Source organism: Pseudomonas sp. OIL-1 (genome assembly GCF_010669185.1).
Lineage (GTDB): Bacteria > Pseudomonadota > Gammaproteobacteria > Pseudomonadales > Pseudomonadaceae > Halopseudomonas > Halopseudomonas profundi.
In genome coordinates this window covers 369,713-390,808 of sequence record NZ_CP048629.1, presented here as the reverse complement: position 1 = coordinate 390,808, position 21,096 = coordinate 369,713, and the positions used below count along the sequence as shown (strand labels likewise).

Genomic DNA, 21,096 nt, shown 5'->3' with positions numbered 1-21,096 from the left:
CGTGCTCAGCTTCTAGTGTCAGCCTGTTGAATGCTGCGCCAGATGGCTTACATTCGCTGGGCCTGTGATCAGGCCCGACAGGTCAAGCGGCTAAACTCAGTACAGACGCTCGCGACGGCGGTGCTCGCGTTGCAACTTCTTGGCGTGACGCTTGACGGCAGCTGCGGCTTTGCGCTTGCGTTCGGTAGTAGGCTTCTCATAGAACTCGCGGCGGCGGACTTCAGCCAGGACGCCAGCTTTTTCGCAGGAGCGCTTGAAACGACGCAGGGCCACGTCGAAGGGTTCGTTCTCTTTTACTTTGACGGCAGGCATTTCGTACCTTTCTAAGAAACTGTGCTGTGAGTGTCATTACAACGCTGTTGGCGGTTGCCTTCAGCGAATGCATTTCAAGGGGACCGGATGTTACCGCCTTCATTGGGGAAAAGCAAAGGGTGATTGGCTTGTTTCGCGTGGACCAGCTCCCGGCGCTTTGCATAAAGAATCTGTAGGGGGCGAGACGCTTGTATTGTATCGTCAGGCTGTACCAGAATGAGACGGCCGCTGCGTATGGAAAACAGTCAGCGGAGCAAACGCAGTTATTGCTAACAATGGAGTGTTGCCATGCGTGTGGGTCTGATTGTCGATTCGGCTTGCGAATTGCCGTATTCCTTTATCAAGGAAAACAACATCTTCATTCTTCCGGTCACGGTCAAGGTCGACGGCCACACCTTCGTCGATGACCACGATCCCCAGACCACCCGGCGCTTCTATGATAGCGGCTCCATGCAACTGGGTCACCAGGCTACGACAGAAGCCTACACCGTCGACCAGATCTACAATCTGTTCATGGACGAAATCGTTAATCAGTACGATTTTGCATTCCTTGAAACCATTGCCGAAGACCGTAGCGAGATCTATCAGAACGCGATAGCGGCGATGCACCGGATTATCGCCAGCTATCGGCCGCACCGGCAGGCCGCTGGGCTTAGCGGCAAGTTCTCGATGCGCGTAGTTAACAGCAAAACCTTTTTTTCCGGGCAGGGATTGCTTGCGGCGCACACCGTTCATCTGATCAATCAGGGGATCGGCAAGAACCAGTTGCGTGAAGAGGTAAGTCATTTTACCCAGCACATTTTTGGCTGCGCCATTCCGCGCGATCTCGAGTACATCAGGCAGCGCGGCAGGCAGCGGGGCGATAAAAGTGTGTCTGCGCTTCAGGCTTTCCTGGCCAAGCATTTGAAGATCACACCGCTACTGTGGGGCGCGGGGTCGGGCGAGGGGGGTGGACCGGTTTATCGGGGTCGCAGCTTCGAAGCGGCGGTCGAGCGCATGATCGACTATGCCTGCGCACGCATACGACAAGGACTTTTGTCGCCCTATGTGGTGTTCAGCGCCGGAATGGAAGAGCACGAAATGTTCGCCCTGCCGGGCTTCGATCGGCTGATTCAGACATGCAAGGAGCATGACGTCACGCTGCTGGCCTCGCCAGCCAATATCACCAGCAACATCTACGTAGGGCCTGGCGGCGCGGGCCTGGCGCTGGCTGCCGAGCCGCATCGCTTCGAGGACATGCGCTGAGACAGTAAGCCCGGTTGGGCTGGAAAGGCTGGTCTGGGGCGGGCGCGGCGATTATCATGCGCGCCTGATTCTCCTCTGGCTGGGTTGTTTATGCGTGTCCTGGGTATCGAAACCTCCTGCGATGAAACCGGCATTGCGCTGTATGACAGCGAGCGTGGGCTGCTGGCTGACGCTCTGTTCAGTCAGATCGATCTGCACCGCGTATACGGTGGGGTTGTGCCGGAGCTGGCATCGCGCGACCACGTGAAGCGATTGGTGCCGCTCATGCGCGAGGTATTCGAGCGTGCCGGCATTGCCCATGGCGATGTTGACGGTGTGGCCTACACCGCTGGCCCAGGACTGGTCGGCGCTCTGTTGGTGGGTGGCGCCTGTGCCCGCGCGCTGGCCTTTGCATGGCGAGTGCCCGCGCTTGGAGTCCATCACATGGAAGGTCACCTGTTGGCTCCCATGCTGGAAGAGCATCCTCCGGCGTTTCCCTTCGTCGCTCTGCTGGTATCCGGCGGTCATACGCAGCTGGTCCGGGTGGACGGTATTGGCCAGTATCAGCTGCTGGGTGAATCCCTGGACGACGCAGCGGGTGAGGCTTTCGACAAGACCGCCAAGCTCATGGGTCTGCCGTATCCCGGCGGGCCCGAAATCGCTCGGATGGCGCAGACAGGTCAGGCCGGACGCTTTGTGTTTCCGCGCCCGATGACCGATCGGCCGGGTCTGGATTTCAGCTTCAGCGGCCTCAAGACCGCTACCTTGAATGCATGGCAGAAAGGCGTGCGCGAGGGCGACGACTCCGAGCAGACGCGCTGCGATATCGCCCTTGCCTTCGAACAGGCGGTGGTGGACACCCTGACCATCAAGTGCCGACGCGCGCTGAAGAGCACCGGGCTGAAACGTCTGGTGATAGCCGGCGGCGTCAGTGCCAATCGCCATCTGCGCGATTCCTTGCAGCACATGGCGTCTGGCCTCAAAGGTGAGCTGTTCTATGCCCGTCCGGCATTCTGTACGGATAACGGCGCGATGATCGCCTATGCTGGTTGGCAGCGTTTGAAGGCTGGGCAGTCTGATCAGGGCGGTATCGAGGCGCGGGCACGTTGGCCAATGGATCAGCTGCCGCCGCTTTAGGGTCTGTTCCCGTTTCATCGCGGCCGCGACGGAGGCCCGTTTGGCGCAGAACAAGGCGCGAGGAGAGAAGTTTGTTCAACACATCCATGTGTTTCACCCCTTCGGGGCTTACGCGCAAAAACGCTCCAGGCGTTTTTGTGGTTGTTCCAAATGAGCGACGAGTAACGCAGTGCTGCGCTAAACGGGCCCCGCCCCAAGGGTTGCGTGGCAAATGACGCCATGCGGCGTTGCGAAACTTGCCAAGGGAACAACCATTACCTGCGTCCCGCGCTTTGCGGAACGCCGCCCGGCCTGGCGCCATTTGACACAACAATGCGGCTCGCGATGAAACGGGAACAGACCCTAACGCTTGAAGCGGTTCTCTGTGCCGTCGAGCAGGCGGCCAATATTGAGTCGATGACGCAGCAATATCAGTCCAACCATCAAGCTGACCGGGCCGAGCAATTCTGGTGCATACCAGGCGAGCCAGGGCAGCATTCCTATGCTGGCGACCAACGAGGCAAGAGACGCCATGCGTTCTACGCTAAAGGTTATCAGCCATAATGTTGCGGCAAGTAGTGCAGCGGGCCAGGAAAGCATCAGCATCACCCCTGCGGCAGCGGCTACGCCTTTGCCGCCGCGAAACTGATGATAGAGGGGTAGAACGTGGCCGGTAACGGCTGCCAGTCCGATCAGCCCCTGGGCAAACAGCCCCAGTTCGCAGCGAGCTGCCAGCCAAACGGCAAGAGCGCCCTTGCCGATATCGCAGATCAGGGTGGCGAAGGCCAGCGGACGGTTACCCAGGCGCAGCATATTGCTCGCCCCGGGATTACCGGATCCGATATGGCGCGGATCAGGCAAATGGCCAAGGCGGCTGAACAGCACGGCGAAGGACACCGAGCCGAGCAGATAGGCAGCGATAAGTAACAATGGCAGTGCGACGGACATGGCGCTGAGTCATGACGAAAACCAGATTGTAGTCGATAGCGGAGTAATCAGTGGACCAGATATTCATCAACGGCCTGGCCGTGGACGCAGTAATCGGCGTGTACGATTGGGAGCGCGATATACGCCAGCGCCTGATTATTGATCTGGATATGGGTTGGAATATCGCCCCTGCGGCCGCCACTGACGATTTAGGCGCCACGCTGAACTACGCCGCAGTAAGCCAGCGCATCACTGATTATGTTTCAGCCAGCAGCTTCGGTCTGGTCGAGACGCTGGCAGAACGGTTGGCAGCATTGATCATGCAGGAGTTCTCGGTACCCTGGTTGCGTTTGCGCATCAATAAACCGGGTGCTGTGCCGGGGGCGGCCGGCGGTGTTGGTGTGCTGATCGAGCGCGGAGCTCAATCTTGATGACCGCGATCTTCCTGGGCGTTGGCAGCAATCTTGACCGTGATCGTCACCTGACACGCGGTCTGGATGCGCTTGAGCAATTGCTGGGCCCCCTTGATCTGTCACCGGTTTTTGAGAGCGAAGCGGTAGGGGTGCTGGGCCGACGGTTCTTCAATATGGTGGTCGGCGCCGAGACGCGCCTGCCGCTCGCCGATCTGCAGGCCGCATTGAAAGCAATCGAGGCCGCGTGCGGTCGCCGGGAAACCAATGTCCCGGGGCGAGTAACGCTGGATATCGATATTCTGGTATACGGCAGTTTGACCGGGATACATCAGGGCATTCTGTTGCCCCGACGTGAAACTGCACGCAACGCCTTTGTGCTCTGGCCGTTGGCGCTGCTCGCCCCGCATGCGATTCTTCCCGGCACCGCTCAGCGCTACGCCGAGCTATGGGCTGGCTGGCAGGGCGATCAGTCGCTGTGGCCCGTGCCCTTTGAATGGTGCGGCCGGGCACTGACACCGGGCGAGTTGATTTCGGCGCATCGGCCCTCCCAGGCGCTCTGATCCTGTCTCCTCAGGGGTTACCGAAAGCTTCTCGATAAGCAGCCAGTGCGCGGCTGCGCTCGCGATCCAGCGCTGCCCCGAGCTCTGCGCCCTGAAATCCCTGCTCGAGCAATGGCTGAATGCTGACCTGGCGTGCCGTATCGGCTGCCGAACGCAGATATTCAGCCTGTGGGTAAAACGGAGTAGCGGGACTGGCTAATGCCCTGGCATCCGCTTCACCAACTAACAACAGCTGTTCGAAGCGCTCTGGCCTGCGGTAGATATCCACGGATTTGAACAGCTGCATCAACGCTTCTGGCGACAGCTCGGGACCGCTATGGATCGATGGAAGATGATCGCAGGCCAGCAGGGCTAGATCCTGGCAGTCACGGGGCGCCTTGCAGCGCTGGTTTACTCGCTTCACCAGGGCGTGCGCGCTGTCTTGCGGCGAGGCGTCTTTCCTCACATCAAGCAGCAAGCAGGCCCAGCGACCGGCGAGCGGCATATCCATATTGGCTGCAATGCGCAGCCGTTCCAACAGCCGCTTGCCCAGGCTCCCGGTGGGCTCGGGGAATGGGTCGTCGAATAGCTCGCCGAGTTCAGGGAAAAGTTTTTCCAGCGCGCAGCACGCACGCAGAACCTCCACGAAGACCTCGGGATACGGTTCCATCAGGGCGCGGCTGATCTCCTTCCAGCTGCGCTCGGCGGTTAATGCTTCGAGCTCGCCGGAAGTCGCCAGCTGTCGCATCAGTTCGCGGGTTTCCTCGGCCACGGTAAACCCCAGGCCGGCGTAGCGCGCAGCGAATCGCGCCACGCGTAGCACGCGCAGAGGATCTTCGGCGAATGCCGGTGAAACGTGACGCAGGACGCGCGCCTCAAGGTCCCTTTGTCCGCCATAGGGATCAATCAGTGCTCCGTCTTCAGCCTGAGCCATGGCGTTGATTGTCAGGTCGCGGCGTATGAGGTCTTCTTCGATGGTCACGTCGGGGCTGGTATGAAAGATGAAACCGCCATAGCCGCGGCCGCTCTTGCGTTCGGTGCGGGCAAGCGCGTATTCCTCGCCGGAGCCAGGCTCGAGGAAAACCGGGAAATCCTGCCCAACGGGCCGAAAACCAGCTTCTCGCATCATTTCCGGCGTGGCGCCCACAACAACCCAGTCGCGTTCAGTCACGGGCCTGCCGAGCAACTGGTCACGCACGGCCCCGCCCACCAGATATTTGGTGAAGTGTTTTCTCATGCGCAGACTCTAAGGCATTTTGGGCGGTCAGACCAGGGAAAGGCCGTCGCCTGGGTTGTAGATTATCGCTGGCACGATTGCCCGCGGCCCGAGGCGCTCGACAGCCCCAGGAGGCAGCAGGTGTCCCTGGGGGTGTAGCGCGCCTGCGCTACGCCGGGTTTGAGTTTGTCGCTGATGCAATTGCCGTCGAGTCCGACCGCGGCCCGAGGCGCTCGACAGCCCCAGAGATGCAATCAGATCGGTGGAATGTTCATATCGAAACGGGGAATCCGTTCCTCTTCCCGGGATGGGCGCGGCGGAATATGCGCTTCGCCGACCACGGTATCGCCATCGAGACTTTGCAGATGGATATCGAAACCCCACAGCCTGTGCAGATGCCGCAGCATTTCGTCGGTGGTCTCACCAAGCGGTTTGCCTTCGTGTCGCTGGTGGCGAAGGCTGAGTGAGCGGTCTCCGCGCCGGTCTACTTCCCAGACCTGGATGTTCGGCTCGCGATTGCCCAGGTTGTATTGCGCCGCGAGGTATTCGCGTACGACCCGATACCCTTCATCGTCATGGATCGCGGCAATTTCCAGATAGTCTCGCTTTTCATCATCGACGACTGCAAACAGCTTCAGATCACGGATCACCTTGGGCGACAAAAACTGCAGGATGAAGCTTTCATCCTTGAAGGTGTGCATGGCGAACTTGATGGTTTCCAGCCAATCACTGCCGGCAATGTCCGGGAACCAGCGGCGGTCTTCTTCTGTAGGGTCCTCACAGATGCGGCGAATGTCCTGCATCATGGCGAAGCCCAGGGTGTATGGGTTAATGCCGCTGTACCAGTTGCTGTCAAAGGGCGGCTGGTAGATGACACTGGTATGCGATTGCAGGAACTCGATCATGAAGCCATCGGTGACCTTGCCTTCGTCATACATATGATTGAGCAGGGTGTAGTGCCAGAAGGTGGCCCACCCTTCATTCATTACCTGGGTCTGGCGCTGGGGATAGAAGTACTGTGCGATCTTACGCACGATACGAATGACTTCACGCTGCCAGGGCTCAAGCAAGGGCGCGTTCTTTTCAATGAAATACAGCAGATTTTCCTGCGGCTCGCTGGGATAGCGTGGCTCTTCGCGCTGTTCGCTGGCATGGTTCGGATTGACCGGGATAGTCCGCCACAGATCGTTGACCTGCCGCTGCATATGCTCTTCGCGCTCAATCTGACGCCGGCGTTCTTCCTCAGCGGAGATCGGATAGGGCCGCTTGTACCGGTCAACCCCATAATTCATCAGGGCATGGCAGGAGTCGAGCAGATCTTCCACCGCGTCGATGCCGTGACGTTCTTCGCAGCGCGAAATGTACTGTTTGGCAAAGACCAGGTAGTCGACAATGGCGCTGGCATCTGTCCAGGTCTTGAACAGATAGTTGCCCTTGAAAAAGGAGTTATGACCGTAGCAGGCGTGGGCAATGACCAGCGCCTGCATGGTCATGGTGTTCTCTTCCATCAGATAGGCAATACAGGGATCGGAGTTGATCACGATCTCGTAGGCCAGGCCCATCTGGCCTCGGGTGTAGTTTTTCTCTGTGTGCAGGAAGTGCTTGCCGTAGGACCAGTGGTGGTAGCCCAGCGGCATGCCTACCGAGGCGTAGGCATCCATCATCTGCTCTGCGGTGATGACCTCGATCTGGTTCGGGTAGGTGTCCAGGCCGTAGATGTCATGCGCGATGCGGCCGATCTCCCTGTCATATTCACGGATCAGGTCGAAGGTCCATTCCGAGCCGGTTGAAATCGGTTGCCGGTTCATGAGGCCATCCTCTTCTGAAACAGATTGCGGAACACCGGATAGATATCACCGGCACCGACAATCTGTTGCTGGGCGAAGCTTTCCGAGAACTTCGCAGCGACCTGTTCGTACTCGTACCACAACGCCTGATGTTCGCGGGGGGTAATCTCTACGTAGCAGTAGTACTGCATCGCCGGCATGATCTCGTTGATCAACAGATCGCGGCAGATCGGCGAGTCGTCATTCCAGTTGTCCCCGTCAGAAGCCTGGGCACAGTAGATATTCCATTCATTCGGCGAATAGCGGTCCTGAACGATTTGTTGCATCAGGCGCAGCGCGCTGGAGACGATGGTGCCGCCGGTTTCGCGCGAGTAGAAAAACTCCTCTTCGTCGACTTCCTTGGCGCTGGTGTGGTGACGAATGAATACCACCTCAATGCGCTCGTAATTTCGCTGCAGAAACAGATATAACAGGATGTAGAAACGCTTGGCCAGGTCCTTGGTGGCCTGGGTCATGGAGCCGGAGACGTCCATCAGGCAGAACATCACAGCCTTGGAGCTGGGGTGCGGCACCTTGGTGATCAGGTTGTAGCGCAGATCGAACGTATCGAGGAATGGAATGCGCGCAACACGCCGGCGCAGCACCTGAATCTCTTCTTCCAGTGCCTTGATATCGTCAAGATTGTCCGGCTGGATAAGGCGCAACTGTTCAAGTTCCCGTACTGCCAGACGCAACCGGGAACGACTGCCGCCGCTGAGTGCGATGCGCCGGGCATGAGCTGCGCGCATGGAGCGCACGATATTGATACGCGACGGGTTGCCCTGTTGGGTGATCCCGGCGCGGACGGGTTTGAAGGTGTCGGTTCCAGCCAGATGGCGCTTGATCAGATTGGGCAGCGCCAGATCTTCGAACATGAAGTCGAGGAATTCTTCCTGGGTGATCTGAAAGACGAAATCGTCTTCGCCCTCACCGCTATTGCTGGCCTGCGAGCCACCTCCACCGCCGCCGCCTTGAGGTCGCGCGATCTGGTCGCCGGAAGTGAATTCCCGGTTGCCCGGGTGTACCCGGGTCTGGCGTCCGCCCTGGCCATGGTGAAAAATGGGTTCGTCGATATCACGGCCGGGAATGCTGATCTGTTCGCCGTGTTCCATATCGGTAATGGAGCGCCGGCCCACCGCCTGCTCAACCGCTTTCTTGATGTGCGCCTTGTAACGGCGCAGAAAACGTTGACGGTTTACCGTGCTCTTGTTCTTGCCATTCAAACGTCGGTCGATCACATAGCTCATTCAAGCCCCTCCGGGGGAGGGTCAGCTTCAAGCTGCAAGCGACTTACTTGAAGCTGACCGTGCTGCTTCGGGTACTGCTACGGTCACGCAGACTGCTTGTCGCTTGCAGCCGCAGCCCTTGTCGGGCTATTGCGCCTTGCGCACTCGCAGATACCATTCCGACAGCAGGCGAACCTGCTTCTCTGTATAGCCACGCTCTACCATGCGCGTTACAAAGTCGCTGTGCTTCTTCTGATCCTCCGTCGATGCCTTGGCGTTGAAGCTGATGACGGGCAGCAGGTCTTCGGTGTTGGAGAACATCTTCTTCTCGATAACCACCCGCAGTTTCTCGTAGGACAGCCACGACGGGTTCTTGCCGTTGTTGTGCGCCCGGGCCCGCAATACGAAGTTGACGATTTCGTTTCTGAAATCCTTCGGGTTGCTTATGCCTGCGGGTTTCTCGATCTTCTCCAGCTCCTCATTCAAGGCAGCGCGGTTAAGGATCTCGCCAGTGTCCGGATCGCGGTATTCCTGATCCTGGATCCAGAAATCGGCGTACATTACATAGCGATCGAAAATATTCTGCCCATATTCGCTGTAGGACTCGAGATAGGCGGTCTGGATTTCCTTGCCGATGAAGTCCACGTAGCGCGGTGCCAGATACTCCTTCAGGAAGCGCAGGTAGCGCTCGCTGACCTCGTTGGGGAATTGCTCCTGTTCGATCTGCTGTTCAAGCACATATAACAAGTGAACCGGGTTGGCCGCAATCTCGCTATGGTCGTAGTTGAACACCCGGGACAGGATCTTGAAGGCGAATCGGGTCGACAAACCATTCATGCCTTCATCTACGCCCGCGGCATCGCGGTATTCCTGGATGGATTTGGCCTTGGGATCAGTATCTTTCAGGTTTTCGCCATCATAGATGCGCATCTTCGAATAGATATTCGAGTTCTCAGGTTCCTTCAGGCGCGACAGCACGGTGAACTGTGCCAGCATCTTCAGCGTGTCAGGCGCGCAATGTGCTGTATCCAGGGAGCTGTTCGAAAGCAGCTTCTGATAGATCTGGATCTCATCGCTGACGCGCAGGCAGTACGGGACCTTGACGATAAAGATCCGGTCAATGAAGGCCTCGTTATTCTTGTTGTTGCGGAAGGTGTGCCATTCCGATTCGTTGGAGTGGGCCAGCAGCACCCCGTTGAAGGGAATCGCGCCCAGGCCTTCAGTGCTGTTGTAGTTACCCTCCTGAGTGGCGGTGAGCAACGGATGCAGCACCTTGATCGGTGCCTTGAACATCTCGACGAATTCCATCAGCCCCTGGTTGGCCCGACACAGCGCGCCGGAGTAGCTGTAAGCGTCCGGATCGTTTTGCGGAAATTCTTCAAGCTTGCGGATATCCACCTTGCCCACCAGCGAGGAAATATCCTGGTTGTTCTCGTCACCCGGTTCGGTTTTCGCCACGGCGATCTGTTGCAGAATCGAAGGGTACAGCTTGACGACTCTGAACTGGCTGATATCGCCGTTGAATTCGTGCAAGCGTTTCACCGCCCAGGGCGACATGATGCTGTTGATATAGCGCCGTGGGATGCCATAGTCCTCCTCGAGAATCGCACCGTCTTCTTCGGCGCTGAACAGGCCAAGCGGCGATTCGAAGACCGGGGAGTCCTTGATGGCGTAGAAGGGCACCTGCTGGATCAGCGACTTGAGTTTTTCGGCGAGTGAAGATTTGCCGCCGCCCACCGGGCCCAGCAAGTAAAGGATCTGTTTCCTTTCTTCCAGGCCCTGGGCCGCATGCTTGAAGAACGACACGATGTGCTCGATGGCGTCTTCCATGCCGTGAAAGTCAGCGAAGGCCGGGTAGCGCTTGATCATCTTGTTGGAGAATATTCGCGACAATCGAGGGTCAAGCGACGTATCGACAAGCTCAGGTTCGCCTATCGCCATCAATAGCCGTTCTGCAGCCGAGGCGTACGCCGTGGGATCCGCTTTGCATAGATCGAGGTATTCCTGAAGGGAATACTCTTCCTGCCGGGTAGTCTCGTATCGGTTCTGAAAGTGGCTGAATATGCTCATGGCGCGACCTCGCTGTTGCCTGGATAAGGTCTGTGGCTTCCGGGCAGCTGTCCGCCTGACGCTGTACAGGGCGACGGCATTTCTTTACGCATGAATCCCCCATACCACTTCAAAACGGACATTTGGGGATGCCGCAAGATCCGGGCGCCGCTGAGCCGGCGCCGGATCCGGCAGCTCCCTTTTTATCGGAAGCCGGCAGACCGGCCTTCACTTAATAATTCGCCTTGATTTCAGGATAGTTGTTTTATGGAAGAGTGGCAGGGGGGAAATGAAAAAAAGTTTATGGCAAGGTATTTTTTGCGCGTCAGTCGTCGTCGCGTTCGTACTGATCGGGATATTGGCGATGCCACAGTTCGAAGCCGCCGTCCAGGCTATACACCTCGGCGAAGCCGGCGCTGGCCAGGTACGCCGCAGCGGACTGGCTCGAGTTGCCGTGGTAGCAGCAGATTACCAGCGGCTTGCTGTGGTCCGTGGCGGCCAGATACTGCGGTAGATTGGTATTGTCCAGGCGGGTCGCAGACGGCATATGCCCATTGGCAAAGGATTGCTCGTCGCGGATATCTACCACGTTGGCACCCTGTTCCATGAGCCTGGCTGCGTCATCCGGGCCTATGCGTTTGAAATCAGTCATGTTCATCTCCGCAGTCACATTCGTAACGTTCGCCTGTGTTCAGGTTCATCAGCGTCATGCTGTTGCCCCATACGCACCCGCTGTCCAGTCCGTGGATGTCGGTGACGTTCACCTTGCCCTCCAGCGCCGCCCAATGTCCAAAGATCAGGCGGATCTGCGGATCAGGCCGCGGGAAGCTGAACCAGGGAGCAAAGCCGGTGGGTGCGCTGCCAATGGCTTCCTTGGACTTGAGCTCCAGGGTGCCGTCCGCTTTGCAAAACCGCATGCGCGTCAGGTAATTGGTGATCACGCGCAGCCGGTCGACTCCTTGTAGGTCTGCCGACCAGCGTACCGGCGTATTGCCGTACATCTGATCCAGAAAGCCAGGCAGTAGCGTGCCGGAGCGCAATACAGCCTCAACTTCGGCGGCGCGCTCGAGGGTCTCGGCGACTGTCCAGATAGGCGGAATCCCGGCGTGCGTCATCGCATATTTCAGCGAGTCGTCATAATAGGCCAGCGGGCGCTGCCGCAGATTACCGAGCAGGGTCGTACGGTCGGCGGCCTTGAGTATGGGCAACAGCGTATCGGATTTGCGCAAGCGGCTAGCGTCACGCGAGGCAGCCAGCAGATGCAGATCATGATTGCCCAGCACAGCAACGCAGGCATTCCCCAGGCCGTCCAGGAAACGCAAGGTATCCAGGGATTGTGGGCCGCGGTTGACCAGATCGCCAACTGACCAGAGCACGTCACGCGACGGATTGAAGTCCACTCGTTCAAGGAGACATTTCAGTTGCTTCAGGCAACCGTGGATGTCTCCGACTGCGTAGGTAGTCATGCCGTAGCCTTACGTCAATTCAAAGCGTTGGGTTGTGCCAGGCGAAATAGTGGTATCTCGGCGCGGAATTCGTGCTGATCTTCGGCGCGCATGCCGTAGCTGCCCTGCATGGTGCCAACGGGCGTGGGTAACAGGCAGCCGCTGCTGTATGTGTGGCTTGCGCCGGGCTCCAGCACCGGTTGCTCACCGACCACGCCTGGCCCTTCGACTTCCTGAACCTCGCCGTTACCGTCAGTGATAATCCATTTCCGGTCGATCAGCTGCGCCGTAACGGCGCCCTCGTTATGGATATTGACAGTGTAGGCGAAGGCATACCGGCTGGCACTGGGGTCGGACTGTTCGCGCAGATAGCGTGTTTCCACCTTGACGGTGATGGCATGGGTAGGTGAAGCGTTCATGTCAGATCCTTTTGCTGGCGTGCCAGACGATTGGCCAGTCGAACAAATCCGGCCAGGTCCACCTGCTCGGGACGGGTCGTCGGATCCAGTCCTTCTTCAGCGATGCTGTCGGCATCCAGTAGCGGTTTCAGTGTATTGCGTAGTGTTTTGCGTCGCTGGTTGAAGGCTTCGCGTACCACCAGTTCGAGCAGCTTGGGATCATCCGCCGGATGGGGCAACTGCGTATGGGGCGTCAGTCGGACGATGGCTGAATCCACTTTGGGCGCCGGGCTGAACGCGCCAGGACCAACATCAAACAGGTGTTCGACCTGGCAGTGATACTGCACCATGATGCCGAGACGGCCGTAATGGTTCATGCCGGCGCCGGCAGCCAGCCGTTGCACCACTTCCTTCTGCAGCATGAAATGCATATCAGCAATGCATTCAGACTGGCTGAGCAGGTGAAACATCAGCGGTGTGGAGATGTTGTAGGGCAAGTTGCCCACTACGCGCAGCTTTACGCCATTCGCCGTAAGCTGGCTGAAATCGAACTTCAGCGCGTCGCCCTTGTGCAGCTGGAATAACGGTTGATGACCGAAGCGGGCCTGAAGGATTGGATGCAGGTCGTGGTCCAGCTCGACGACATCCAGCCTGGCGCCACTATCGACCAGGCCTTCGGTCAGCGCGCCCTGACCCGGCCCGATTTCGACCAGGTGTTGGCCGGCACGCGGCGCGATAGCACGGTGGATACGGTTGATGACGCCCGGATCGTGCAGGAAATTCTGACCAAAGCGCTTGCGCGCCCGGTGTGGTGCGAACTGACTCATGCTTATCCTCTGGCTTCGATCATGCTGATGGCGGTGTCCAGCGCAACATGCAGGCTGCCGGGGTCGGCGCGCCCGGTGCCGGCGAGGTCAAGCGCTGTGCCATGGTCCACCGAGGTGCGAATGATAGGGAGGCCCAGGGTGATATTCACTGCCTGGCCGAATCCTTTGTGCTTGAGCACCGGCAACCCCTGGTCGTGGAACATCGACAGTACTGCATCAGCATGGTCGAGATATTTTGGTGTGAACAGCGTATCGGCGGGCAATGGGCCCTCGAGCTGAATGCCGTCTCGGCGCAGTGTATCGAGCGCCGGGATGATCACGTCGAGCTCCTCCCGGCCGAGATGGCCGCCTTCGCCAGCATGCGGATTGAGCCCGCACACCAGTATTCGTGGGTTGTCGATGCCGAACTTGTTGCGTAGATCCGCATCGAGTATGCGTATGACGCGGTCGAGCAGGGGGCCTGTTATCGCATCGGCCACGGCGCGCAGCGGCAGGTGTGTTGTCGCGAGTGCCACGCGCAGGCCCGGACAGGCCAACATCATGACCACCTGATCGGTGCCGGTCAGCTCGGCGAAAAATTCGGTATGACCCGAGAACGCCACGCCGGCTTCGTTGATCACGCCCTTGTGCACGGGAGCGGTAACGACCGCTGCAAACCGACCATCGAGACAGCCCTGGCCGGCCTGGCGCAACGTTTCCAGCACGTAAGCGCCGTTGGCCTTGTTCAGTTCTCCCGGGCGACAGGGTGCGTCAAGCGGAACCGACAGCACGCTTAGCTCTCCGGCTGCCTGGGGCCGGGCTGTCTGCGACGGATCGAAGGCACTCAAGGTAACCGTCAATCCGAGCTGTCGCGCACGTTCTTCCAGCAGCCGGGCATCGCCTATCACCACGCGTTGATGCGGGCAGGGAAGTGCGGCCAGCATCAGACATAGATCCGGCCCGATACCGGCGGGTTCGCCCGAGGTGATTGCAATGGCGTTAACCGCCACTAGATCTTTGTCTCAACGTAAGCTTCGTCGCGAATTTCGAGCAGCCAGGTCTGCAGTTCTTCCTCGAACTTGCGGTTGCGCAACATGTTCGCAGCCTGCTGCTTACGCATGTCCTGCGTCATGTCGACGCTGCGCTTGTCGAGCACTTCCAGAATATGCCAGCCGAACTGGCTCTCGAACGGCTGGGAGACCTGATTGACTGGTGTGCGGGTCATTACCTCACCGAATTCCGGCACCATGGCATCGGCGGTCACCCAGTTCAGCGAACCACCGTTGAGTGCTGATCCGGGATCTTCCGAGAAGGAGCGAGCCAGGTTGGCAAAGGATTCGCCGGCCTGGACGCGTTCGTACAGACGCTGAGCCAGTTGCGCGGCCTCGCCTTCAGTACGGATTTCGCTTGGTTTGATCAGGATATGGCGGACGTTGTATTCATCCACTACCTGGCCTTCGCCGCCGCGTTGCTCAAGCAGCTTCAGGATATGAAAGCCGCTAGGCGAGCGCAGCGGCTGTGTGATCTCGCCGACTTCCAGCTGGCCGACCGCCTGGGCAAAGGGGCGCGGTAGTTGCGCAGCCTTGCGCCAGCCAAGTTCGCCGCCTTCCAGCGCCGTGTCTCCGCCCGAGCGGCTGACCGCCAGCGTGGTGAAATCGGCACCGGCGCGCAATTCGTCATACAGCTCGTTGGCCAGTTCAGCTTTCGCCCGGACTTCCGATTCGCTGGCGGATTCAGATACCGGCAGCACGATCATCGCCAGGCGATAGTCCGCGGAGGTCTGGTACTGACCCACTTCGGAGCTGAGGAAGTTGCGCACTTCCTGATCGGACACCTGAATGCGTTCGGCCACCCGACGCTGACGCACCCGATTGATGATCATCTCCCGGCGGATCTGTTCGCGTGCCTGCTGGTAACTGATGCCGTCGCGCTCCAGCGCGGCGCGGAATTGTTCAAGCGACACGCCGTTACGCTGGGCCAGCTGCTGCATGGTCTGGTTCAGGCTGGCGTCGTCGATTCGGATACCGGCGCGCTCACCCATCTGCAGCTGGATGCTTTCGAGAATCAGTCGGTCCAGCACCTGACGCTTCAGTGTGTCTTCGGGCGGCAATTGTGCATCACGCTCGTCAAGTTGCTGACGTACCGCGCCCATCCGCTCTTCCACCTGGCTGAGCATGACGACATCGTTATCCACGATTGCTGCTACCCGGTCCAGCGGCACTACCTGTGCCGCTGCGCTCGAGCTGAAAAACAAACCGGCACACAGGCCGATTACTGCTGTGTATAACTTAAAGGGCATTATTTTCACGCTCTCTGTAACCTGGGATTCCTTCCGAGAGAAGGGTTTCTACACGGTTGCCGGTGACACTGCCAAGTCCCTTGAGGACCACTTGCAGGAAGATACCGCGATTGGGTTCGTCGTCGGCGAGCGATTCATACTCGTCGTAATCGACCCAGTAGCGGTTGACGATGCGGAGTTTCCAGCAGCAGCTGTCGTATTCCAGACCGCCCATGGCTTCGAGGGTTCGGTCTTCGACGAAATCGTGCTGCCAGCGGCCGATAACGCTCCATTGTTGACTGAGCGGCCACATGAAGGAAAGGTCTGACTGGTCGATCTTGTTATTCAGATCACTTCGATAGGCGCCGGTGCGGGTATCGAATGTGTTCAGCTCATTACGGAAACGGTAACCGACGTTGATTGCCTTGCGCGGCTCGGGCTGATAGTTGACGCGCACGTCGCCGGCATTGCTGTCGCTGTCATCCGGATCCCACAGCAGGTTGCTGCTCAGGCGCCAGTCATCATGCATCTGGTACATGAATTCCGCCGCATAGGCGGACGTGGAATTGCTGTCGCGCGGGTCGGGTTCGCCGGTCACGTCGGTTAGCTGCACCCGGCGATCATTCAGATAGAAGATCTGGCCCAGGCTGCCGCGCATGCGCTCGCGGCCAGCGTCATCGAGGAAGCGGCTGGTTGCGCCCAGTGTGACCTGATTGGCATCGCCAGTCCGGTCGCGTCCACTGAAGCGGTCATCGCGATACAGCGAGTTGTAGCTGAACGTGGTTTCGTTGGTATCGAACAGAGGCTGATCGCTCTGTTCTCTGTACGGCGCGTAAACGTAGAAGGCGCGCGGCTCCAGCGTCTGGCGCATGTCATTGCCGAACCAGCTGGTGTCGCGATCGAAATACAGGCCGGTATCGAGGCTGCTGACTGGAACGGTAGTGGAGGGCGTCCGGTCGGCGCTGGCGTAGTCGAAACCGTCGCCTGCACGCTCATCGAACTCCAGATCGTAGTGGGTCGATTCCAGCCGCGTCTTCGGAATGATGAAACCCCAGCTGTTGCGTAGCGGATAACTCAGCGCCGGGCTCACGTTAACCCGATGGCCGTTGGCCCGTTGTAAGCCGCTCAGGCCGATATCGGGCTGGCCGATGGCGAAACCGTTCTCGTCAATAACAGTGCCGGTACGCAGATCCCGATCGAAATAGCTGTACTGAGCGCTATAGTCCAGTCTCAAGCCGGTCTCACCCAGCCCGTTACCTCCGTCCAGTTGCAGCTGCGGCAAGCGTTCGTAGGGGGTGACGGCAGTAACGGTGGATAGCTCATAACCATGTACCAGCGCCTGCAGGCGCCAGGTGTCGCCGGCATAATTCATCGAGGCGCGCTGATTCACATAATCATCCGGGCGCGACTCCAGCGCCGAGGACAGATCATGGAAATAATAAGGATCGCTCATGTCCGCGGTATCGATATGGGCGGACAATCTGTCGGTCAAAGACTGGGCGTGCAGTACGTGATACATCCAGCGCTGTTCGCCGAACTCCTTGTCGTCCAGAAACGCCGCGTTGAGCTGGCTCTGGCTTACCCGGCTCATATGGCGAGCCTCGCCCTCAATCAACGCGCCGCGCTTTGACATCAGGCGTGGGTACAGGGTTGCGTCGTAGTTCGGGGCCAGGTTGAAGTAATAGGGAATGGTGACTTCGTTGCCGTTGTCGGTACTGCTTGCATAGCTGGGCGCGAGCAGGCCGGTCTTGCGGCGGTCATCCAGCGGGAAATTGAAGTAGGGCGTATAGAACACCGGCACATCCTTGACATGCAGGCGCACATGCTTGGCCTCGCCCCAGCCCTCCTCACGATCCAGTTCAATATCCTTGGCGTGCAGCGACCAGGTGTTCTCGCCGGGCTCGCAAGTGGTGTAGGTGCCGTTGGTCATGACGATGACCGCGTCGTCGCGGCGCATCACCTTGTCCCCGGTACCTCTGGCTGCGGCGTCATGTACCACATACTGCACGCGGTTGACGCGCGTCTCGCCGGTATCGACGCGCATCTGTGCTTCGTCGCCGATCATCAACACGCCCTGGTCGCGTAGCCGTACGTTGCCCTCCAGGCGCACCAGATCCTCGCCACGGTCATAGGTGGCCCTGTTGGACTGGGCTTGCAGTCGGCCCTGGCGCAGTACTACGTCGCCTTGCAGAACGCCGATCTGGCTGCTTTGTTCGAAGCGGCTGGTATCGGCGGTGGCGTGGATTGGCAAGTCCGAGAAAGGTGTTTCATCGTCTCGTCCGGCGCGTTCCGGCTCGATATAAGCGCCGCCGCAATAGGGCGCGATGGCTGCTAGCTGGGCGGCATCAAGCTGTTCGCGGGGTACCCAGTCCAGCTCGCTGAAGGGAGTGGGTTGCGCTGGCGGCGGGGGAGTTCGGGACGCTTCCCGCGGTGCAAGTGTCTCGTCGACAGGTCGGGTATCTGCTTTGACCGGTCTTGGAGGCTCGCTCCGTGCGGGGCGTGGAGGCAGCGTCGCTGGCGTGCTCAGAGGATTGCAATTCCATCCCGAACCGTCAGTGCTGGCGCGACATTCCACCTGATCGTTGGCCAGGCTCGTCATGGGCTGGGCCAACAGCAATCCGCTTGCCAGCATCATGGGAAATGAAGAACGAAACGGAGGTATGCGGTAGGCCATTGTAATTATTCCGGGCTTCCAGTCGGTGCGAGCTCGCTCTGCTTGTGCGAGAAGAATGCAACATGCATGCTGCGTTTGCGTAAAGAGATCGTGGATAATAAAGCATTGTGCGGCGCCAGAGCCAGCGCCGTCCGCTCGGGATGGGAATGATGGATTCAAGACAGACGATACTGCACCAATGGTTGCCTGCGGCGCTGGAAACAGCCTATCGCGAACAGAGTTGGGGCACTGTTCCGGTAGGTGAAATCACTACCGCGAGCGCCGACGCCAGTTTCCGCCGCTACTTCAGGTGGCGCGATGGCGTCCGCAGCCTGGTGATCATGGATGCGCCTCCGGAGCGGGAGGACTCGACGCCCTTCGTCAAGGTGGCGGATCTACTGGCCGAGGCTGGCGTACGCGTGCCACATATATATGTAGCGGATCTCCAGCAGGGTTTCTTGCTTATGGAAGATCTGGGCAGTCATACCTTCCTGGAAAGTATCCAGGCCGGGATCAGTGATGCCGAACGCCAGCGGCTGTTCAGTGCGGCAATAGCGGTGCTGGTTCGCTGGCAAGCGACCAGCCGCCCCGGCGTGCTGCCTGAGTATGACGAGGCGGTGCTGAGCCGCGAGCTGGCGCTGTTTCCGGACTGGTACGTCGGCAAGCATATCGGCCGTGCAATGACGGCGGAGGAGTCCGCGGATTGGAACGAAGTCTGCACGGTTCTGCTCGGCAGCATTCTTAATGAAGCCCGGGTATTTGTGCATCGCGATTACATGCCGCGCAATCTGATGACCGCTGCGGGCGAGCCGGGTGTGCTGGATTTTCAGGACGCGCTATACGGCCCGGTGAGCTATGACGCGACCAGCCTGTTTGCCGACGCGTTTTTCAGCTGGCCGGCTGCCGAGCGCGATGCCTGGTTGCGCGAATACTGGCAACAGGCGAAGGAGGCCGGGGTTCCGGTCCCTGACGATCCGGAGGCATTTCTTGACCAGTCGCGCTTGATGGGCGTGCAGCGGCACCTCAAGGTACTGGGCATTTTTGCACGCATTCGCTATCGCGATGGCAAGGCCCGCTATCTTGAAGATGCGCCGCGCTTTATTCGATACCTGCGTGAAGCCTGCGTGCAGGATGCCCGTCTTGCGCCTCTGGCCCGGCTGCTGGACAGTCTGGGATTGCATGCATGAAGGTGATGATCCTGGCTGCCGGGAAAGGTGAGCGGATGCGCCCGTTGACCCTGACGACCCCTAAGCCGCTGTTGCCTGTTGCCGGTAAACCATTGATCCAGTGGCATATCGAAGCGCTAGCCAAAGCCGGACTGACCCGTCTGGTAATCAATCATGCCTGGCTGGGCGAGCAACTGGAGCGAACGTTCGGCAACGGTGAGCATCTCGGCGTGCGGATCGACTGGTCAGCCGAAGGCGAACCGCTGGAAACTGCAGGCGGTATTTTCCAGGCGTTACCCTTGCTGGGTGATGCCCCGTTCCTGCTGGTGAATGGCGATATTTTTACTGATTTCGACTTTTCCGGCATGCGTGAAGACCGCGATAGTCTGGCGCATCTGGTCCTGGTGAATAACCCTGCGCACAAGGTTCAGGGCGACTTCGTTCTGGCTGATGGGCAGATCCGCAACCCCCAGACCGGCGAAGCCGCGCTGACCTATAGCGGCATTGCGGTATTGCATCCGGCATTGTTCGATGGCCTCAAGCCGGGCGCAGCGGCGCTGGCACCGCTTTTGCGCCAGGCGGCAGACCAGGGCCGGGTGACCGGGCAGTACTTCTCCGGCGTCTGGATTGATGTCGGCACGCCGGAAAGGTTGGCTGAAGCCGACCGACAGGCGCAGGCGCGCTGACCATGCTGTGGCCGGTAACGGTAGCGGGAACCTTCCTGGGCGGACTCGCAGGCGGCGCGCCGGGCTGCATTCTTGGCGCGGTGCTGGGACATGCGCTGGATCGCCATCTTGCCCTGCAAAGCTGGAGCGAGCTACCGCAGCGTCTGAGCCGAGCGGCAAGCCGTCAGCACACCTTTGAAGAGGTGTTGTTCATCAGTCTGGGCAGGCTAGCCAAGGCCGAGGGGCAGGTTCAGCCGGCGCATCTGCAGCTCGCGCGCGAAATCATGTCGCAGTTTCGGTTATCGGATGCGGGTCGCGTGCAGGCGATGAAGGCATTCAATCGGGGCAAGGATCCGCGAATCAAGATTGATCGAATGATAGAGCGCCTCTGTGAAGCCGAGCCGGCGCGCGCTGCTGATTTGATGGATTGCTGCTGGCGTATGGCACTCCTTTCCGGTTCGCTGGGGCCTGCCTCTGCCCGCTTGCTGGACGGCTGGGCGCAGCGGGCAAGGCTTAGCCGGCCAGAACAGCAGCGGATGCATCAACGCCACCGGGCTCGCAGCGGTAGCGACACCACACGGCGCGCGCCGGTCTCTACCCAACACTTGGTGAACGAGGCGGCAAGTGTGCTCGGGATCGATGCGGACGCTCGGCCTGACGCCATCAAGCGCGCCTACCGCCGGCTGATCAGCAAACACCATCCGGACAAGCTCATCGGTGCGAGCCAGCAGGAACTGGCCACCGCTGGCGAGCGCATGCATGCCATTCAGCAAGCCTACGAACGGCTTAAACGGCACCGTGATTTTCGTTGATGTGCGGCACTAGCGGCTGCACGAA

Annotated in this window: 20 protein-coding genes; 7 read left to right on the top strand and 13 right to left on the bottom strand. The window is 59.3% G+C overall.

Annotated elements, in window-relative coordinates:
• Positions 1 to 96: 96 nt before the first annotated feature.
• Positions 97 to 312 (bottom strand): 30S ribosomal protein S21, encoded by a 216-nt coding sequence (gene rpsU, locus G3M63_RS01875; RefSeq protein WP_150300184.1) that lies wholly within the window; start codon positions 310 to 312, stop codon positions 97 to 99.
• 288 nt (positions 313 to 600) lie between these two features.
• On the opposite strand from rpsU, the gene G3M63_RS01870 reads away from it, so the two are divergent.
• Both G3M63_RS01870 and tsaD read left to right on the top strand, forming a co-directional pair.
• A complete protein-coding gene (locus tag G3M63_RS01870) occupies positions 601 to 1,557 on the top strand; it encodes a DegV family protein (protein WP_163981716.1) in 957 nt (318 codons plus the stop codon).
• Between the two features lie 90 nt (positions 1,558 to 1,647).
• Positions 1,648 to 2,673, top strand: coding sequence for a tRNA (adenosine(37)-N6)-threonylcarbamoyltransferase complex transferase subunit TsaD (gene tsaD, locus G3M63_RS01865; RefSeq protein WP_150300186.1), 1,026 nt, complete (start codon positions 1,648 to 1,650; stop codon positions 2,671 to 2,673).
• A 342-nt stretch (positions 2,674 to 3,015) separates the two neighbouring features.
• Here the strand turns inward: tsaD and plsY are convergent, their stop codons facing one another.
• Positions 3,016 to 3,600, bottom strand: coding sequence for a glycerol-3-phosphate 1-O-acyltransferase PlsY (gene plsY / locus G3M63_RS01860; RefSeq protein ID WP_163981715.1), 585 nt, complete (start codon positions 3,598 to 3,600; stop codon positions 3,016 to 3,018).
• Between the two features lie 50 nt (positions 3,601 to 3,650).
• Here plsY and folB point away from each other — a divergent pair, with 50 nt between their 5' ends.
• Positions 3,651 to 4,010 carry a dihydroneopterin aldolase gene (folB, locus tag G3M63_RS01855; protein WP_163981714.1) on the top strand — a complete coding sequence of 120 codons (360 nt, stop codon included), beginning with the start codon at positions 3,651 to 3,653 and terminating at the stop codon, positions 4,008 to 4,010.
• A complete protein-coding gene (folK, locus tag G3M63_RS01850) occupies positions 4,004 to 4,552 on the top strand; it encodes a 2-amino-4-hydroxy-6-hydroxymethyldihydropteridine diphosphokinase (protein WP_150300189.1) in 549 nt (182 codons plus the stop codon). The genes folB and folK overlap by 7 nt, the downstream gene beginning before the upstream one ends.
• A 10-nt stretch (positions 4,553 to 4,562) precedes the next feature.
• Here the strand turns inward: folK and G3M63_RS01845 are convergent, their stop codons facing one another.
• From G3M63_RS01845 to G3M63_RS01795, 11 genes are all read right to left on the bottom strand, one after another.
• Positions 4,563 to 5,768, bottom strand: a complete 1,206-nt coding sequence (locus G3M63_RS01845) for a multifunctional CCA addition/repair protein (protein ID WP_163981713.1) — start codon at positions 5,766 to 5,768, stop codon at positions 4,563 to 4,565.
• 233 nt (positions 5,769 to 6,001) lie between these two features.
• Positions 6,002 to 7,555 carry a SpoVR family protein gene (locus tag G3M63_RS01840; protein ID WP_150300191.1) on the bottom strand — a complete coding sequence of 518 codons (1,554 nt, stop codon included), beginning with the start codon at positions 7,553 to 7,555 and terminating at the stop codon, positions 6,002 to 6,004.
• Positions 7,552 to 8,820 carry a YeaH/YhbH family protein gene (locus G3M63_RS01835; protein WP_150300192.1) on the bottom strand — a complete coding sequence of 423 codons (1,269 nt, stop codon included), beginning with the start codon at positions 8,818 to 8,820 and terminating at the stop codon, positions 7,552 to 7,554. The genes G3M63_RS01840 and G3M63_RS01835 overlap by 4 nt, the downstream gene beginning before the upstream one ends.
• Positions 8,821 to 8,946: 126 nt before the next feature.
• Complete coding sequence (locus G3M63_RS01830) at positions 8,947 to 10,869, bottom strand: PrkA family serine protein kinase (protein WP_150300193.1); 1,923 nt, start codon at positions 10,867 to 10,869, stop codon at positions 8,947 to 8,949.
• 304 nt (positions 10,870 to 11,173) lie between these two features.
• Positions 11,174 to 11,500 (bottom strand): thiosulfate sulfurtransferase GlpE, encoded by a 327-nt coding sequence (glpE, locus tag G3M63_RS01825; RefSeq protein WP_150300194.1) that lies wholly within the window; start codon positions 11,498 to 11,500, stop codon positions 11,174 to 11,176.
• A complete protein-coding gene (locus G3M63_RS01820) occupies positions 11,493 to 12,314 on the bottom strand; it encodes a symmetrical bis(5'-nucleosyl)-tetraphosphatase (protein WP_150300195.1) in 822 nt (273 codons plus the stop codon). Before G3M63_RS01820 ends, glpE begins: the two co-directional genes overlap by 8 nt.
• A 14-nt stretch (positions 12,315 to 12,328) precedes the next feature.
• Entirely contained in the window at positions 12,329 to 12,712 is a 384-nt protein-coding gene (apaG, locus tag G3M63_RS01815; protein ID WP_150300196.1) for a Co2+/Mg2+ efflux protein ApaG, read from the bottom strand.
• Positions 12,709 to 13,518 carry a 16S rRNA (adenine(1518)-N(6)/adenine(1519)-N(6))-dimethyltransferase RsmA gene (gene rsmA / locus G3M63_RS01810; protein WP_163981712.1) on the bottom strand — a complete coding sequence of 270 codons (810 nt, stop codon included), beginning with the start codon at positions 13,516 to 13,518 and terminating at the stop codon, positions 12,709 to 12,711. The genes apaG and rsmA overlap by 4 nt, the downstream gene beginning before the upstream one ends.
• A 2-nt stretch (positions 13,519 to 13,520) precedes the next feature.
• On the bottom strand, positions 13,521 to 14,507 hold the full coding sequence (pdxA, locus tag G3M63_RS01805) for a 4-hydroxythreonine-4-phosphate dehydrogenase PdxA (RefSeq protein WP_150300198.1): 987 nt from the start codon (positions 14,505 to 14,507) through the stop codon (positions 13,521 to 13,523).
• On the bottom strand, positions 14,507 to 15,796 hold the full coding sequence (locus G3M63_RS01800; RefSeq protein WP_150300199.1) for a peptidylprolyl isomerase: 1,290 nt from the start codon (positions 15,794 to 15,796) through the stop codon (positions 14,507 to 14,509). The genes pdxA and G3M63_RS01800 overlap by 1 nt, the downstream gene beginning before the upstream one ends.
• Positions 15,786 to 18,449, bottom strand: coding sequence for an LPS-assembly protein LptD (locus G3M63_RS01795; RefSeq protein WP_150300200.1), 2,664 nt, complete (start codon positions 18,447 to 18,449; stop codon positions 15,786 to 15,788). The genes G3M63_RS01800 and G3M63_RS01795 overlap by 11 nt, the downstream gene beginning before the upstream one ends.
• A 140-nt stretch (positions 18,450 to 18,589) precedes the next feature.
• Here G3M63_RS01795 and G3M63_RS01790 point away from each other — a divergent pair, with 140 nt between their 5' ends.
• From G3M63_RS01790 to G3M63_RS01780, 3 genes are read left to right on the top strand one after another with little or no spacing between them, the layout of a single operon-like run.
• Positions 18,590 to 19,615 (top strand): aminoglycoside phosphotransferase family protein, encoded by a 1,026-nt coding sequence (locus tag G3M63_RS01790; RefSeq protein ID WP_371923566.1) that lies wholly within the window; start codon positions 18,590 to 18,592, stop codon positions 19,613 to 19,615.
• Positions 19,612 to 20,280: an N-acetylmuramate alpha-1-phosphate uridylyltransferase MurU gene (gene murU, locus G3M63_RS01785; RefSeq protein WP_150300202.1), complete on the top strand. Its 669-nt coding sequence runs from the start codon at positions 19,612 to 19,614 to the stop codon at positions 20,278 to 20,280. The genes G3M63_RS01790 and murU overlap by 4 nt, the downstream gene beginning before the upstream one ends.
• Positions 20,281 to 20,282: 2 nt before the next feature.
• The gene (locus G3M63_RS01780) at positions 20,283 to 21,071 is read left to right on the top strand and encodes a DnaJ domain-containing protein (RefSeq protein ID WP_150300203.1); all 789 of its coding nucleotides are present in this window, start codon (positions 20,283 to 20,285) and stop codon (positions 21,069 to 21,071) included.
• Positions 21,072 to 21,096: the final 25 nt, after the last annotated feature.